Source organism: Pseudomonas sp. dw_612 (assembly GCF_018449725.1).
Taxonomy (GTDB): domain Bacteria; phylum Pseudomonadota; class Gammaproteobacteria; order Pseudomonadales; family Pseudomonadaceae; genus Aquipseudomonas.
Genome location: NZ_JAAVVC010000004.1, coordinates 210,777 through 227,438 on the forward strand (window position 1 = coordinate 210,777; position 16,662 = coordinate 227,438).

The following is a 16,662-nucleotide window of genomic DNA, read 5'->3' on the forward strand; positions in this document are numbered from 1 at the left end:
GGCAAGCCTCGCTCCTACAGGTACAAGGCGTACGAGCTATCCGCGAACGACACCTCCCCCTGTAGGAGCGAGGCTTGCCCGCGAAGGCGTCAGTCCAATCGCCACCAATCTCAAAACAGAGACAAAAAACCAAAAACACCGTCCAACAAAAACAAAATTTCCTTATATTTCAACAAGTTAACCATCTGGCACGATTCCCGCTAAAGCCCTCTCCCACAAAAGATCCACCCTACAAAAATAACAATCCCAGGAGACACTCCCATGAGTGTGATCATTGCCTTGGCAGCTCTCGCGCTGCTGATGCTGGCTGCTTACCGTGGCTATAGCGTTATCCTCTTCGCCCCGATTGCCGCCCTCGGTGCTGTCCTGCTTACCGACCCTTCCGCCGTCGCCCCCGCCTTCACCGGGGTATTCATGGAGAAAATGGTCGGCTTCATCAAACTGTATTTCCCGGTGTTCCTGCTCGGCGCAGTGTTCGGCAAGCTGATTGAGTTATCAGGCTTCTCCCGTTCCATTGTCGCGGCCGCGATCAAGCTGCTGGGCACCCGCCAGGCGATGCTGGTGATCGTGCTGGTCTGCGCCCTGCTCACCTACGGCGGCGTGTCGCTGTTTGTGGTGGTGTTTGCGGTTTATCCGTTTGCCGCCGAAATGTTCCGCCAAAGCAATATCCCGAAACGCCTGATCCCGGCGACCATCGCCCTCGGCGCATTTTCCTTCACCATGGACGCCCTGCCCGGCACCCCGCAAATCCAGAACATCATCCCCAGCACCTTCTTCAACACCACCGCCTGGGCGGCGCCATGGCTCGGGCTGATCGGCACGATTTTCGTGTTCTGCGCCGGCATGCTGTTCCTGCAGCGCCAACGCAACAAGGCCCAGCGCGCCGGGGAAGGTTATGGCACCGAACTGCGCAACGAGCCGGAAACCGCCGAAGACATCAAGCTGCCCAATCCATGGATCGCGCTGTCGCCGCTATTGGCGGTGGGCATCATGAACCTGCTGTTCACCCAGTGGATTCCACTGTGGTACGGCAAGACCCACAGCCTCTCGCTGCCGGGCATGGCCACGCCGGTGACCACCGAAATCGCCAAGCTCACGGCAATCTGGGCGGTTCAAGCGGCGCTGCTGGTCGGCATCCTTATGGTGCTGGCGTTCGGCTTCCGCGCGATCAAAAGCAAACTGGCCGAAGGCAGTAAAAGTGCGGTCAGCGGCGCCTTGCTGGCGGCGATGAACACCGCGTCGGAATATGGCTTTGGTGCGGTGATCGCCTCTTTGCCAGGCTTCCTGGTCCTGGCCGACTGGCTGAAAAGCATTCCCAACCCGCTGGTCAACGAAGCAATTACCGTGACCCTGCTGGCCGGCATCACCGGTTCCGCGTCGGGCGGCATGAGCATTGCGCTGGCGGCGATGGCCAATGACTTCATCGCGGCGGCCCACGCCGCCAATATTCCGCTGGAAGTGCTGCACCGGGTAGCCGCGATGGCCAGCGGCGGCATGGACACCCTGCCACACAACGGCGCGGTGATTACCCTGCTCGCAGTCACCGGCCTGACGCACCGCGAAGCCTACAAAGACATTTTCTGTATTACGCTGATCAAGACCCTGGCGGTTTTTGTGGTGATCGGTACTTTCTACGCCACTGGCATTGTGTGAGGTATTCATGACGACTCTTACAGGCAAGACCGCATTGGTCACCGGCTCCACCAGCGGCATCGGCCTGGGCATTGCCCTCAGCCTGGCCAAGGCCGGCGCCAACGTAGTCCTCAATGGTTTTGGCGATGTATCCAAGGTGATTGCCGAAGTGCAACAGTTTGGCGGCAAGGTCGGACATCACCCGGCCGATGTCAGCAACGCGGAACAGATCGCCGAGATGATCGCCTACGCCGAGCGTGAGTTCGGTGGCGTGGACATTCTGGTGAACAACGCCGGGATTCAGCATGTGGCGGCGGTGGAAGACTTTCCGCTGGAACGCTGGGATTCGATCATTGCGATCAACCTGTCTTCGGTGTTCCACAGCACGCGTCTGTGCCTGCCGCGTATGCGCGCCAAGAACTGGGGGCGGATCATCAACATTGCCTCGGTGCATGGCCAGGTCGGTTCGGTGGGCAAGGCCGCTTACGTCGCGGCCAAGCATGGGGTGATCGGGTTGACCAAAGTGGTAGGGCTGGAAACCGCGACCACCCAAGTCACGTGCAATGCAATCTGCCCAGGCTGGGTGTTGACGCCGCTGGTGCAGAAGCAGATCGACGATCGCGCGGCCACCGGCATCGACCCGCAGCAGGCGCAGCATGATTTGTTGGCGGAGAAACAGCCGTCCCTGGAATTCGTGACGCCGCCGCAACTGGGGGAACTGGTGTTGTTTTTGTGCAGCGAGGCCGGCAGCCAGGTGCGTGGCGCGGCGTGGAATATTGATGGTGGGTGGTTGGCGCAGTAATCCGCCGACAGACCGAGTTATCGTTCTTCGCGAGCAGGCTCGCTCCCACAGTGGATCGCATGTCAATGTGGGAGCGAGCCTGCTCGCGAATGGGCCTGAAGACAGAACAAGAGGCAAGCCATGTCCGACATCCTCTGGCAACCCAGCACCGAACGCATCGGCAAGACCCGCATGGAGGCCTTTCGGCACTTCATCAATCAGCGCCATCACCTCAAGCTCGACGACTACCCCGCGCTGCACCAATGGTCGATCGAGCAGCGGGAAGCGTTCTGGCAGGCGATTGTCGACTTCTTCGATCTCCGCTTCCACGACCAACCCGACGCGGTGCTGCGTGAAGGCCCGCAGATGCCCAGCGCCGAGTGGTTCCCCGGCGCAACCCTGAACTTCGCCGAACACCTGCTGCGGCGTCGCGATGATGCCGTGGCGGTGGTCGCCATCGCTGAAAACGGTCAGCGCGAACAACTGACCTGGGCCGAACTGGCCAACCATGTCGCCGGGTTTCAGAACAGTTTGAAAGCCGCGGGCGTCGGCCTCGGCGACCGGGTGGCGGCGTGCATGCCCAACACCTGGCAAACCCTGGTGGCAATGCTCGGCACCACCAGTCTCGGGGCGATCTGGTCCTGCTCTTCGCCGGACTTCGGCACCCAAGGCGTCATCGACCGGTTCGGCCAGATCGAGCCCAAAGTCCTGATCACCTGCGCCGGTTATCGCTACGCTGGCAAGGACATCAACCAAACCGCCAAGGTCAACGAAATCCTCGAACGCCTGCCGTCCTTGCAGCAATTGATCGTCGTGCCTTACGCCCGGCCACACGCGCACCGGGAAGACTTCCACACCCAGGCCAACGTGACGCTGTGGGATGATTTCTACGACATGGGCGGCGAACCGGATTTCGTCCCCGTGCCGTTCGCCCATCCGCTGTACATCCTCTACTCCAGCGGCACCACCGGCGTGCCGAAATGCATCATCCACAGCGCCGGCGGCGTGTTGCTGCAACACGCCAAGGAACACGGCCTGCATTGCGATCTCGGCCCCGGCGGCCGCTTGTTCTACTACACCACTTGCGGCTGGATGATGTGGAACTGGCTGGTCTCGGCCCTGGCGGTCGGCAGCGCCGTGGTGTTGTACGACGGCTCGCCGTTTCATCCCGGCCCCGAGCGTTTGATCGACCTGATCGACGACGAACGTATCAACGTCTTCGGCACCAGCCCCAAGTTCCTCGCGACCCTGGAAAGCAACAGCCTGAAACCTCGACACAGCCACGACCTGGGCAGCCTGAAAACCCTGCTGTGCACCGGCTCGGCGCTGTCGCCGCAGAGTTACGATTTCGTTTATCGCGACTTCAAACCGGACGTGTGTCTGGCCTCGATGTCCGGCGGCACCGACATCGTGTCGTGCTTCGTGGTCGGCAATCCGCTGCAACCGGTGCGCCGTGGCGAAATCCAGGGCAAGAGCCTGGGCATGGCGGTCGAGGTCTGGAACGACGCCGGCCAACCGGTAATCGGCGAAAAAGGTGAGCTGGTCTGCACCCGACACTTTCCGGCGATGCCCATCGGTTTATGGAACGACCCGACGGGGCAAAAACTCCGCGCCTCGTATTTCAGCCAGTTCCCCGGCGTCTGGGCCCAGGGCGACTACGCCGAACAACTGCCCCACGGCGGGATGCTGATTCACGGCCGCTCCGACGCCGTGCTCAACCCCGGCGGCGTGCGTATCGGTACGGCGGAGATCTACCGCCAGGTCGAGAAAGTGCCTCAAGTGCTGGACAGCGTGGCCATCGGTCAGCAATGGCAGGATGACGTGCGAGTGGTGCTGTTTGTACGCCTCAAGGACGGCATCACCCTCGATGAAACGCTGCAACAGCAGATTCGCCAAGTCATCCGCGCCAACACCACGCCCCGGCATGTGCCGGCGAAAATCCTCGCGGTGACGGACATTCCAAGAACCATCAGCGGCAAGGTTGTGGAGTTGGCGGTGCGGAACGTGGTGCATGGGCAGCCGGTAAAAAACACCGATGCGCTGGCCAATCCTGAGGCGCTGGAACAGTTTCGCAATCGCCCTGAGCTCCAAGACTGAAGCCCAATCCCCTGTAGGAGCTGCCGAAGGCTGCGATCTTTTGACTTTGATCTAAAAAAGCAAAATCAAAAGATCGCAGCCTTCGGCAGCTCCTACAGGGGGATTTGGGTCAATCCATGAGGCCCCATTCGCCGGGCGGCGGTTGGGGATTGGGCGATGCATCAGCATGCAACTTCAACCGCAACCGCAAGTTGTTCACCGAGTCCGCATGCTTCAACGCCTCGTCCTCGCTGATCGCCCCCTCCACCACCAATGCATACAGCGCCCCATCAAACGTCTGCATCCCCAGCTCCACCGACTTCTCCATGATCCCCTTGAGTTCATCGAATTCATTACGCCGGATCAGGTCGGCAATGGTCGGCGTCCCCAGCATCACCTCCACGGCCGCCCGGCGTTGACCATCGAGGGTGCGCACCAGGCGTTGGGAAACGAACGCTTTGAGGTTGTTGCCCAAATCATGCAGCAACTGCTCGCGGCGCTCCTGCGGGAAGAAATTGATGATGCGGTCCAGCGCCTGATTGGCGTTGTGGGCATGCAGGGTGGAGATCACCAGATGGCCGGTATCGGCAAACGACAGCGCGTGCTCCATGGTTTCGCGGTCGCGAATTTCGCCGATCAGCACCACATCCGGCGCCTGGCGCAGGGTATTTTTCAACGCGGCGTGAAAACTGCGGGTATCGACGCCGACTTCCCGCTGGTTGATGATCGACTTTTTGTGGCGATGGATATATTCCACCGGGTCTTCGATGGTGATGATATGGCCGCTGCTGTGGCGGTTGCGGTAATCGATCAGCGCCGCCAGGGATGTGGATTTGCCCGAGTCGGTGGCGCCGACGAACAGCATCAGGCCTTGCTTGAGCATCACGGTTTCGAGCAGCACCGGCGGCAGGTTCAGGTCTTCGAAACGCGGGATGTCGAGCTTGATGTTGCGCGCGACGATCGACACGTCATTGCGCTGTTTAAACAGATTGATCCGAAAGCGCCCGACACCGGTCAAAGAAATGGCCAGGTTCATTTCCAGTTCCCGATCGAACTCCAGTCGCTGTTCGGCGTCCATGATGGACTCGGCGATGGCGGCGATCTCCCCCGGTTGGAACCGTTGATCGGACAAGGGTTTGAGCACCCCATCGAACCGCGCACTGGGCGGCGCACCGGTGGAGAGGTAAAGATCGGAGCCCTCCTGGCTGGCCAGTTGCCGCAACAATAAATCGATTTCCATGGCAAAAAGCACCCGCGAAGCATTCAATGAACAGATATGGCCCGAACCCCGTGACCCATCGGACCATCCAGCGTCTACCGCCTTGCAAGGATAGTAGACGTAGCCACACCGACTGACGTGCAGGACATCTTGATGAACGCATCACCGACCGGCAGCGATGCCCAGGCCCTGATCGCCCGACTGGACTGGAGCCGCAGCCCCTTGGGCGCCGCCAGTACCTGGCCGCAGAGCCTGCGCACCGCGGTGGACATCGTGATTCATTCGCCGATGCCCATGCTCCTGCTGTGGGGCCCGCAGCTCACGCAGATCTACAACGACGGCTTCGCCCTGCTATCGGGCAGCAAGCATCCGCACGCTTTCGGACAGCCGACACACCTGATCTGGCCGGAATTAAAAGAATTTACCGACCCGATCTACAGCGCCGTCCTACAAGGCCAGGTGCGGACCTACAGCGAACAGCGTTTTACCCTACAGCGCGATGGGCGCGATTCTGACTTCTGGCTGGATTTGACCTACAGCCCGATCCGCGATGAAAACACCGAAGTGGCCGGGATCCTGGTCACGGCCATCGAAACCAACGAGCGACGACGCATCGCCCTCGAACTCGAACAGCGCTCCGCCGCCAGCCTCAAGGCCCAACACGAAACCGAACAACGCTTGCAACTGGCCCTGGCCGCCACCGACGCGGTCGGCACCTGGGACTGGGACATTGGCGAAGACCGCTTCATCGCCGACGCCCACTTTGCGCAGCTGCACGGCGTTGATCCGGCGATGGCCAACCAGTTGCCCATCAGCGAATACCTGCACGGCGTGCACCCGGAAGATCGCGGCATGGTGGCCCGCAGCATCAAGCACTGCATCACCCACGGCACCGAATACGCCGAGGAATACCGCCTGCTGCAACCCGACGGCCAATTGCGCTGGGTGTTTGCCCGGGGCCGTTGCTACAAGGATCACCATGGCCGGCCGGTGCGTTTCCTCGGCGCCGCCCTCGACCTGACCGAACGCAAACTCACCGAACAGGCCCTGCGCCAGAGCCAGACTGAGTTGCAGTTGATCATCAACGCGATGCCGATCCTGATCAGCTATGTCGACCGCGAGGAACGCTTTCGCCTGAACAACGCCGCGTACCTCGACTGGTACGGCCTCACGCCCCAGGAACTGTTCGGCAGAACCATCCGTGAAGTGCTTGGCGAAGAAGCCTACGTCCTGCGCGCCGAGCACATTGCCGAGGCGCTGGCAGGCCGACCCTGTTCGTTCAGCATCGATGCCGCGCACCGTGACGGCAGCATCCGCAGCGCCCTGATGAACTACCTGCCGCGCCACGGTGCGGACGGCGCGGTGAACGGTTTCTACATCTTTGTGATCGATGAAACCGAGCGCAAACAGACCGAAGAAGCCCTGCGCAACCTCAATGAAACCCTTGAGGAACGGGTGATCGCCCGCACCCAGCAATTGGCCGAAGCCAATCAGCGCCTGCAAAACGAGATGTTCGAGCGCGAGCGCGCTGAAGACGCATTAAGACACGCGCAAAAAATGGAAGCGGTCGGCCAGCTCACCGGCGGCATCGCCCATGACTTCAACAACATGCTCACCGGCATCATCGGCAGCCTCGACCTGATGCAGCGCTACATCGCCGACGGGCGCACCGCCGAGATCGGCCGTTTCACTGAAGCGGCGGTGTCCTCGGCCAACCGCGCGGCCGCCCTGACCCATCGCCTGCTGGCGTTCTCCCGGCGTCAGTCGCTGGACCGCAAACCGCTGAATGCCAATGACCTGATTCATTCCCTGGAAGACTTGCTCAGCCGCACCAAGGGCGACCCTATCGAGCTCAAGCTGCAACTGGCCAACGAGGTCTGGCCGGTCAGCACCGACGTCAGTCAACTGGAAAACGCGTTGCTCAACCTGGTGATCAACGCCCGGGACGCGATGCCCGATGGTGGCCGGTTGCTGATCGAAACCGCCAACGTTTACCTCGACGGCAGCGACCTCACCAGCCTGGAGTCGGTCAAGGCCGGGGACTATCTGATGATCGCCGTCAGCGACAATGGCACCGGCATGACCGCGTCGGTGCTGGCCAAGGCCTTCGATCCATTCTTCACCACCAAACCCATCGGCCAGGGCACGGGCCTGGGGTTGTCGATGATCTACGGTTTTGCCCAGCAGTCGGGCGGCCATGTCAGCCTCGACAGCGTGCCCGGCCAGGGCACTTGCGTGCGTCTGTACTTGCCGCGCCTGCACCTCGGCGCGGCGCAGGACACCTTGATGCCGGTCACCGGCGAAGCCCCCTCGGCGATTGCCGGGGAAACCGTGGTGCTGGTGGAGGACGATCCGGCGGTGCGCATGCTGGTGCTCGACTTGCTCAATGAGCTGGGTTATCACGCCCACGAAGCGGAAGACGCCCGGGCCGCCCTGCCCTTGCTTGAATCCGATCTTCGTGTGGATTTGCTCGTGACGGATGTCGGGCTGCCGGGGATGAACGGCCGGCAACTGGCGGAAATCGCCCGGCAGCACCGGCCGGACCTGAAAGTACTGTTCATGACCGGTTACGCGGAGAAAGCCGCCGAACGGCAGGGCTTCCTGGAGGAAGGCATGGACATGGTAGCCAAACCGTTTTCCATCGACCTGCTGGCCAACAAGATTCGCACGATGATCGGCCAACCGGAGTGAGTTAGGGCATAATCCCGCGCCCCTGCTCGCCCCAACATAGCCACCACCGTTACAAGGTCTGCCTCAATGAAAGCTCAAGCCCGCCATATTCTGGTGAAAACTTCGGAAGAAGCCGAACAGCTCAAACAACGCATCGCCAAGGGCGAAGCCTTCGATGTGCTGGCCAAAAAGTACTCCACCTGCCCGTCCGGCAAGCGCGGCGGCGATTTGGGTGAAGTGCGGCCGGGGCAGATGGTCGGGGTGATCGATGCAGTGATCTTCAAAAAACCGCTGCGGGTGGTGCATGGGCCGATCAAGAGCAAGTTCGGGTATCACCTGGTGCAGGTGTTTTATCGGGATTGATCGGTTGGCTTTAGGGCCCCTTCGCGAGCAAGCCCGCTCCCACAGGAGATCGCATTTCGATGTGGGAGCGGGCTTGCTCGCGAACCGATTGCGCAGCAAGCGGCCAATCTCCGCTTACCTCGGGATCAGCGCCCCCGGCACCTGAATCACCCGACTCGCCATCCGATGCCCCGCCTCGGCTGCCTCAACCGGGCTCCCACCCTTGAGCCGACTGGCCAGATACGCCGCACTGAACGAATCCCCCGCCGCCGTGGTGTCCACCACGCGCTCGACCTTCTGCGCCGGCACTTCGAATGACTCACCGTCGCAGCGAATCAAGCAAGCCTCGGCACCGCGCTTGAGCACCACTTCCGGCGTGCCGATCTGCTCGTAAGCCTCAAACACCGCGTCGCTGTCGGCAAAATGAAACAGCGCCTGTTCGTCATCAACGGTCAGCAGCGCCAGGTCCACGTACGGCAACACACTGCGATACGCCGCCCGAGCCTCCTCAAGCGACGCCCACAAACGCGGTCGATAGTTGTTGTCGAAGACGATGCGCGCATCGCGCTGCCGGGCTTCGATCAGGGTTTCCAATAACTTCCCCCGACCTTGCTCGCCCAGCACCGCCAAGGTGATGCCGCTGAAATACAGCACGTCGTAATCTGGCAACGCCGCCAGAATCGGTGCGGCGGCCGGGGTGGTGAAGCAACTGCGCACCGCCGCTTCGTTGCGCCAGTAGAGAAAGCGTCGTTCGCCGGCGGCGTCAGTCTGGATGCAATACAAACCCGGCAAGCGACCGGGCAAGCGCTGGACCATCTCCAGGCCAATGTTCTCCGCCGCCCAGCTCTGGCACATGGCGTCGCTGAAGCTGTCATCGCCCAGCGCCGTGACGTAATCCACCGTGGCGCCGCCCCCCAGTTCCCGGGACAGGTAGACCGCCGTGTTCAGGGTGTCGCCGCCGAAGCTTTGTTGCAGGCTGCCGTCGGGCCGTTGCTGCAACTCGATCATGCACTCGCCGATCAGGGCGATGCGCGGGGTGTTGGGGCCGAGGGTGTTGATGGTGTTCATTGTTGAGTCTCTGGTGGTTCGGTGGTGGCTGGACGGGCCTCTTCGCGAGCAAGCCCGCTCCCACATTTTGGAATGCGGTCCCCTGTGGGAGCGGGCTTGCTCGCGAAGGCCGCGCCTCGGTCTCAAGCCTTAGAAACAGGTCTCCATGGTTTCAATCACCTGCAACCGCTCATCCACCAGACATCCCGTGCGCCATTTATCGAACGTCAGGCACGGATGCGAAGTGCCGAACGAAATGATGTCGCCGATCCGCAATTCAACCCCCGGCGCCACGGTCATGAACGCATGCTGGTCCATCACCGCCGTCACTTTGCAGGCACTGACATCGTCGCCAACAGCCGGAATCACACCGGCCTTGTAACGCAACAACGGCACCGGCAAACCGGCGTCATACGCCACATCGCGTTTGCCGAGGGCGATCACCGCAAAGCCCGGCTCCGGCAACGACTGCACGTGCGCCCAGACTTCCAGCGCCGGGAGCAGGCCTTCGTGCAGATCGCTGCGACGGTCGAGTACGCAGCATTGCGCTTCTTTGTAGATACCGTGGTCGTGGGCCACGTAGCTGCCGGGACGCAGCACGCTGAGGAAACGTCCGCCAGCGTTCTGCGCTTCGAAGGATTCGGCGATCAAGTCGTACCAGGCCGAACCCGACGCGGTGATGATCGGCTTGGGAGTCGCGAACGCCCCGCTGTCCTGCAACTGCACGGCCAGGCGCACCAAAGACGCGGCGAACTCACGGATGCCGCTGACCGCGTGGTCACCGTGAATCACGCCTTCGTAACCTTCGATGCCGGTCAGTGCCAGCGCCGGTTGCGCAGAGATAGCCTGGGCCAGCGCCACCACTTCGGCTTCGGTGCGGCAACCGCAACGGCCGCCGACCACGCCGTACTCGATCATCACGTTCAAACGCACGCCACGGGAGGCGAAGTAGGCACCAAGATCGGCGACGTTGTCCGGGTGATCGACCATGCAATGGAAGTCGAAAGTCGGGTCCGCCAGCAGATCAGCGATCAACGCCATGTTCGGCGTGCCGACCAATTGGTTGGCCATCAACACGCGACGCACGCCGTGGGCATAGGCCGCGCGGGTCTGGGTGGCGCTGGCCAGGGTGATGCCCCAGGCGCCGGCGTCCAGTTGGCGACGAAACAGCGCCGGGGTCATGCTGGTTTTGCCGTGGGGCGCCAGCTCTGCGCCGCTGTTGCTGACGAATGCCTGCATCCAGCGGATGTTGTGTTCCAGCGCTTCACGGTGCAATACCAGCGCCGGCAGGCTGACGTCGCGCACCAGGTGCGCGCCGGTTTGCGCAAAGCCTTTATCTACGGCAGCAGTGGACTCGGCAGAAGACATGTTCGAACTCCTTACATTCGCGGCCGCAGGCAGCCGCTGTTATTCGTTGATACGTCGGGCCAGGTTGTTGGCGCTGTCGATCAGTACCCGACGATAGTCGTTGTAATTGTTCTTGGCATCCGCCCTTGGGGCGACGATGCACAGGGTCGCAATAGCGATGCCACTGGGGTCTTTGACCGGGGCGGCGAAGCAATGGGTGAAGGTGTCGGCGACGCTATCGAAGGAGAAAAACCCATCGATACCGGCCTGGCGGATTTCCTGGAGAAACACCTCCAGCGGCAGGCGTTCGCCGTTGGGCAGGATGAAATCGTCGTGGTCGATCAGGTCGACGATCGCCTGGTCGCTCAAGTGCGACAGCAGCAGGCGCCCGGACGCGGTCCAGGGAATCGGCGCGTTTTCGCCAATGTCCGAGGAAATGCGGAAATGCCGTTCGCCCTCTTTCATCAGCGCCACGGTGTACTTGCGCCCGTTGAGCAAACACATCTGCGCGGTTTCGCGGGTCTGGCTGACGATTTCCTGCAAGGCGTGATCGGCCTCGCGGGTCAGGTCAAAATGACGCAAATGCGCCTGCCCGAGAAAGTAAAGCTGACGGCCCAGGTAGACGTGGCCATCCTTACCCACGGGTTCGAGGATGCGGCGTTCCAGCAGCGAGGCCACCAGTTCGTAGACCGTGGATTTCGGGCTGCCGATGCCACTGGCGATTTCGTTTGGGCGCAGGGGCTGGCCGATTTCCTTGAGGAAATCGAGGATATCGAACGCCCGGTCCAGACCGCGAGCCCGGCGCTTGATGGTGTCTTCGGTCATTTCTTCAGGTTCCCATTCAAAGTCGCCGGGATAGTAACGGGCCGCAGTGTTGATGTCAGTCAGATCCACCCCTCACCCCCCGCCCTCTCCCCAAGGGGGAGAGGGAGCCTGACCGTATCGATGCGGGAATTTCTGTCTGACATCAACATTGGCATCGATACAAATCAGTCCCCTCTCCCCTCTGGGGAGAGGGTTAGGGTGAGGGGTGGCCCTCAAGACCGCCCCACATCTCAAGCCTTTTTCTTGTACGCCACGCAGTCAATCTCAACCTTGCAATCGACCATCATGTTCGCCTGCACGCAGGCTCGGGCCGGGGCGTGTTCGGGTTTGAAGTACTCGGAGAAGACCTTGTTGAAACTCGTGAAATCCCGCGGATCCTCCAGCCACACGCCAGCACGCACCACGTCTTCCAGGCCATAACCGGCCTCTTCGAGAATCGCGATCAGGTTCTTCATGGTCTGGCGGGTCTGTTCGACGATACCGCCAGTGATGATCTCGCCGTCCAGCGCCGGCACCTGCCCGGACACGTGCAGCCAGCCATCGGCTTCAACGGCGCGGGCGAAAGGACGAGGCTGACCGCCAGCGGCGGTGCTGCCGGTGCCGTAACGAGTAATGCTCATGAGTGTTTCTCCTGCTTAAAAATTCTTTTAAAAAATCAGAAACGGGTGTTCTTGAGAAATTCTGCCAAACGCGGCGATTTCGGGTGTTCAAACAATTCCTTGGGCGGCCCCTGCTCTTCGATCCGCCCCTGATTCATAAACACGATCTTGTCCGAGACTTCGAAGGCAAACCGCATTTCGTGGGTCACCAGCAACATGGTCATGCCTTCATCGGCCAGGCCCTTGATCACGTTCAGCACTTCACCGACCAGTTCCGGGTCGAGGGCCGAGGTGACTTCGTCGAACAGCATCAGGCTCGGGTTCATCGCAATCGCCCGGGCAATCGCCACGCGCTGTTGCTGGCCACCGGATAACTGGCCGGGGTAGTGATCGCGGCGTTCATACAGGCCGACGCGCTCCAGCCATTTTTCGGCGAGGGCCACGGCTTCGTCCTTGTGCAGCTTTTTGACCTTAAGCAAACCGAGGGTGACGTTTTGCAACGCGGTCAGGTGCGGAAACAGGTTGAACTGCTGGAACGCCATGCCGGTCATCGCGCGATGACGGGCGATGACTTTTTCGGCGTGGCGCACGCGTTTGCCGTTGACCTCGTCATAACCGATGGATTCGCCGTCGAGCAGGATCTGCCCGCCCTGGAATTCTTCGAGCATGTTCACGCAACGCAGCAGCGTGGTCTTGCCCGAGCCGCTGGAGCCGATCAGCGTGACCACGTTGCCGCGCTGCATGGTCAGGTCGACGCCCTTGAGCACTTCGAGCTTGCCGTATTGTTTGTGCAGGCCGCGAATGTCCAGCAGGGCCTGGCCGTTGGGTGCAACAGAAGTCTGAGTCATGGCAAAGCCACCCGCTTTTCAATGTGCCGGCCGAGTAATTCGATGGCGTAGTTGATGACGAAAAAGAGGAACCCGGCGAACAGGTAGAACTCCAGGGTCATGAAGGTCCGGGCGATGATCTGCTGCGTGCTGAGCAGCAACTCCGCCACGCCGATCACCGAGAGTAAGGTCGACGCCTTGACGATTTCGGTGGACGAGTTGACCCAGGTCGGCAGGATCTGCCGCAACGCCTGGGGCAGCAACACGTAGCCCAGGGATTGATAAAACGTCAGGCCGATCGCCTTGCTCGCTTCCATCTGCCCGCGTGGCAACGCTTGCAGCGCGCCGCGCACGATCTCGGCGACGTGGGAGCCGCAGAACAGCGTCAGCCCCAAGGCCCCGGCCTGAAACGCGCTGATCTGCCAGCCCAGCGCCGGCGCCATATAAAAGCAGGCCAGCACCAGCACAAACACCGGCGTGCCACGGATCAGGTCAACGTAGAAACGAAACGGTGCGCGCATCCAGACATTGCCGTAGGTCAGCACCAGCCCGGCGACGATGCCGATCAAGGTGCCGAGCAAAATCGCCAGCGCCGAGCACTGGACACTGGTCAGAAAGCCTTGCCACAAGACTTCCCGCGCCACCCATAGCTCATGCAACCAACTCGGGGATTCGTACATGGGAGGCTCCTATCGGCGGATCGCCAGACGCTGTTCGAGGTATCGCAGCATCATGGCAATGAGGTAACAAGCCGCAACATAGAGCCCTGTGGTCACCATCCAGGTTTCAATCACCCGGTAGCTCTCGACATTGATCTTGCGCGCGTAATAGGTCAGCTCCGGCACCGCAATCGCGGCCGCCAGCGAAGTGTCCTTGAACAGCGAAATGAAGTTGTTCGACAGCGCCGGCAGCACGTTGCGCAGCATCACCGGCACGGTGACGTAGGCTTTGACCTGCCACTCGCCAAGCCCGATCGCCAGCCCTGCTTCGCGCTGGCCCTTGGGAATGCTCAACAGCCCGCCACGGAACACTTCGGTCAGGTACGCCCCGGCATACAGCGACAGGGTGACGATGAACGAAGGGATCTTGTCCAGGCGAATGCCCAGGCTCGGCAAGGCGAAGTAGATCAACAGAATCAACACCAGAATCGGCGTGTTACGGATCACCGTCACGTACACCGACGCCAGCACCCGCAACGCGCGATGCTTGGATAACAAAGCAAACGCCATCATCAGGCCGATCACGCAGCCGATGGCGATCGACACCAGCGCCAGCTCCAGGCCCAGACCGAGCCCTGCCAGCAAGGTGTCGAAATCGCGCCACACGGCGGCAAAGTTCAACTGATAGTTCATGGTCAGCAGTACCTTGAACGGGGCGCTCTATAGCCGCCCCGCTCATCATTCAAGAGATGGAAACGTCGCGAGCGAAAGAAAGACAAGGCGAAAACAGGCGAGAAAGCGGAGTTGGCTTTAGCCAATGAGCATTTCGAGTCTGTTTTCAACGCAGTATTTCTGAGCGCAGCAGTTTTCATTTGAATTCGACGGGGAAACCGATGGCTGGGGTAGGCAGATCGACACCGAACCACTGCTTGAAGGACGCCGCGTAGGCCGGGAACTCAACGCCGGTCATGGCTTCATGCAACACGGTGTTGACGAAGTTCAGCCAATCCTGATCGCCACGTTTAACGGCACAGGCGTAGGTTTGCGGGCTCCAGGCGTAAGCCGGGCTGCGATAGCGGCCAGGGTTCTGCACCATCAGGTATTTGACCGAGGACTGATCGGTGGCGGCGCTGTCGGCACGGCCGGAGTTCACGGCCTGATACATCAAATCAACGCTGTCGTACTGATCAACCTTGGCTTTCGGCAGTGCCTGATGCACCAGCTCTTCGGCATACACGTTCTGCAGCACCGCCACGGTCACGCTGTCGCCGGCAGCTTTCAGGTCTTCGATTTCCTTGTATTTGCTGTTGGCTGGCAGCAACAGGCCGACGCCTTCGCGGTAGTACGGCAGGGTGAAGGCCACTTGCTGCGCACGGCTGGCCGTCACGGTGATGAACTGACAGCTGATATCGACCTTGTCCGTCAACAGGTTCGGAATCCGCGCATCGGACGACTGCACCACGTACTCGACCTTGCTCGGGTCATTGAACAGACCCTTGGCAATCATGTGCCCGATATCAATATCAAACCCCTGCAACTTGCCGTCCGCTCCCTGGAAATGCCATGGCGCGTTGGTACTGCCTGTACCCACGATCAATTTGCCACGGGCCAGCACGCTATCGAGCTTGCTGTCCGCCGCCTGGGCAACACCCATGGCAGCGGCCGAAGCCGCGAGGATAAAAACACACGCTTTGAACAAGGAAGGTCGGCGATGCATGGCAAGCACTCCAGAGTGTTGTGTATTCCGTTATACCGGATATGAGTGTGTAACAACGGAATAGACAGCAGAAAGTGTGCCACAGGATGCAAGGATGATGTTGGAGAGATTGAAATGTGTTTTGAATCAGAGGGATGCGTGTTGGCGGGGGAAAAGCGTTACCAAACGCACGGGGGAGCGAGCGCTACCGGGGGCCACAGTAGGCGGGTACTTGCACCACATTTGAAACGCGACGATTCAAAATGTGGCACAACGATGTTATGCAGAACGGAGTGACTCCCACCTGTAATTTCTGACAGTAGACCCCATCCACACCCTCCTTTAACGTCGACAAATCTTCGATGATCGTTGTGAAAAGGAGACTTCGATGAACTCGACCACCTCGCAAACGGCATTGGCGCCGACCTACCGCAAAGCCTTGAAAACCTGGCGCCCGGTGATCCTGTACTTTGGCAATCAGCACTGTCCTGCCTGTGAAGAGGCCGGGCCGATATTTCGGGCGATTGCCGAGGCATATCGGCATCGGGCGGACATTTATATGTTGAATACCAGCGAATCGCCCCGGCATCCGAACGTAACCGGCACGCCGACGGTGTTGTTTTACCAGGATGGGAAATTGCTGAAGAAGCTTAAAGGGATTGGGACTGCGCAGACGCTGGCGGCGGATTTTGCGGCGCATGTGGGCAAGGTGAAGCCCCGGCAGGTGGCTCGGAAACCGGGGCATGATTTGGCTTGGTTGCGGCGGGCGTTGCGTGGGCTGTGTATGGTGCCTCGGGCGCGAATTCGGGCCAGGGTTTGAGATATTTGGTATCGGGTGGATCGCCTTCGCGAGCAAGCCCGCTCCCACAGGGTTTGTCGGCGACCACAGGCTTCGTGGTCAACCTCGAACAAAATGTGGGAGCGGGCTTGCTCGCGAAGGGG

General features: G+C 60.8%; 15 protein-coding genes. 6 read left to right on the top strand and 9 right to left on the bottom strand.

Going from position 1 to position 16,662, the window contains the following annotated elements; genetic code table 11:
• Window positions 1–261: 261 nt before the first annotated feature.
• From HB680_RS08625 to HB680_RS08635, 3 genes are all read left to right on the top strand, one after another.
• On the top strand, window positions 262–1,653 hold the full coding sequence (locus tag HB680_RS08625; protein WP_213938082.1) for a GntP family permease: 1,392 nt from the start codon (window positions 262–264) through the stop codon (window positions 1,651–1,653).
• Window positions 1,654–1,660: 7 nt separating this feature from the next.
• The gene (hbdH, locus tag HB680_RS08630; RefSeq protein WP_213938083.1) at window positions 1,661–2,434 is read left to right on the top strand and encodes a 3-hydroxybutyrate dehydrogenase; all 774 of its coding nucleotides are present in this window, start codon (window positions 1,661–1,663) and stop codon (window positions 2,432–2,434) included.
• Window positions 2,435–2,554: 120 nt separating this feature from the next.
• Window positions 2,555–4,510, top strand: a complete 1,956-nt coding sequence (locus HB680_RS08635) for an acetoacetate--CoA ligase (RefSeq protein ID WP_213938084.1) — start codon at window positions 2,555–2,557, stop codon at window positions 4,508–4,510.
• Between the two features lie 109 nt (window positions 4,511–4,619).
• Here the strand turns inward: HB680_RS08635 and HB680_RS08640 are convergent, their stop codons facing one another.
• Window positions 4,620–5,729, bottom strand: coding sequence for a PilT/PilU family type 4a pilus ATPase (locus tag HB680_RS08640; RefSeq protein ID WP_213938085.1), 1,110 nt, complete (start codon window positions 5,727–5,729; stop codon window positions 4,620–4,622).
• Window positions 5,730–5,861: 132 nt separating this feature from the next.
• Here HB680_RS08640 and HB680_RS08645 point away from each other — a divergent pair, with 132 nt between their 5' ends.
• Together HB680_RS08645 and HB680_RS08650 are read left to right on the top strand one after the other, a co-directional pair.
• The gene (locus HB680_RS08645; protein WP_213938086.1) at window positions 5,862–8,399 is read left to right on the top strand and encodes a PAS domain S-box protein; all 2,538 of its coding nucleotides are present in this window, start codon (window positions 5,862–5,864) and stop codon (window positions 8,397–8,399) included.
• Window positions 8,400–8,435: 36 nt separating this feature from the next.
• Window positions 8,436–8,741: a peptidylprolyl isomerase gene (locus tag HB680_RS08650; protein ID WP_256207501.1), complete on the top strand. Its 306-nt coding sequence runs from the start codon at window positions 8,436–8,438 to the stop codon at window positions 8,739–8,741.
• Window positions 8,742–8,855: 114 nt separating this feature from the next.
• On the opposite strand, the gene HB680_RS08655 is transcribed toward HB680_RS08650, so the two are convergent.
• The 8 genes from HB680_RS08655 to HB680_RS08690 form a co-directional block, all read right to left on the bottom strand.
• On the bottom strand, window positions 8,856–9,788 hold the full coding sequence (locus HB680_RS08655) for a sugar kinase (RefSeq protein ID WP_213938087.1): 933 nt from the start codon (window positions 9,786–9,788) through the stop codon (window positions 8,856–8,858).
• 129 nt (window positions 9,789–9,917) lie between these two features.
• Window positions 9,918–11,135 carry an amino acid deaminase gene (locus tag HB680_RS08660; protein ID WP_213938088.1) on the bottom strand — a complete coding sequence of 406 codons (1,218 nt, stop codon included), beginning with the start codon at window positions 11,133–11,135 and terminating at the stop codon, window positions 9,918–9,920.
• Between the two features lie 39 nt (window positions 11,136–11,174).
• Window positions 11,175–11,939: an IclR family transcriptional regulator gene (locus tag HB680_RS08665; protein ID WP_213938242.1), complete on the bottom strand. Its 765-nt coding sequence runs from the start codon at window positions 11,937–11,939 to the stop codon at window positions 11,175–11,177.
• 230 nt (window positions 11,940–12,169) lie between these two features.
• Window positions 12,170–12,559: a RidA family protein gene (locus HB680_RS08670; protein ID WP_213938089.1), complete on the bottom strand. Its 390-nt coding sequence runs from the start codon at window positions 12,557–12,559 to the stop codon at window positions 12,170–12,172.
• A gap of 35 nt (window positions 12,560–12,594) precedes the next feature.
• The gene (locus HB680_RS08675; RefSeq protein ID WP_123407719.1) at window positions 12,595–13,386 is read right to left on the bottom strand and encodes an amino acid ABC transporter ATP-binding protein; all 792 of its coding nucleotides are present in this window, start codon (window positions 13,384–13,386) and stop codon (window positions 12,595–12,597) included.
• The gene (locus HB680_RS08680) at window positions 13,383–14,045 is read right to left on the bottom strand and encodes an amino acid ABC transporter permease (RefSeq protein ID WP_054046640.1); all 663 of its coding nucleotides are present in this window, start codon (window positions 14,043–14,045) and stop codon (window positions 13,383–13,385) included. Before HB680_RS08680 ends, HB680_RS08675 begins: the two co-directional genes overlap by 4 nt.
• Before the next feature lie 9 nt (window positions 14,046–14,054).
• Window positions 14,055–14,717, bottom strand: coding sequence for an amino acid ABC transporter permease (locus HB680_RS08685; RefSeq protein ID WP_213938090.1), 663 nt, complete (start codon window positions 14,715–14,717; stop codon window positions 14,055–14,057).
• Between the two features lie 175 nt (window positions 14,718–14,892).
• Window positions 14,893–15,741, bottom strand: coding sequence for a transporter substrate-binding domain-containing protein (locus HB680_RS08690; RefSeq protein ID WP_213938091.1), 849 nt, complete (start codon window positions 15,739–15,741; stop codon window positions 14,893–14,895).
• 367 nt (window positions 15,742–16,108) lie between these two features.
• On the opposite strand from HB680_RS08690, the gene HB680_RS08695 reads away from it, so the two are divergent.
• Window positions 16,109–16,540, top strand: a complete 432-nt coding sequence (locus HB680_RS08695) for a thioredoxin family protein (RefSeq protein WP_213938092.1) — start codon at window positions 16,109–16,111, stop codon at window positions 16,538–16,540.
• Window positions 16,541–16,662: the final 122 nt, after the last annotated feature.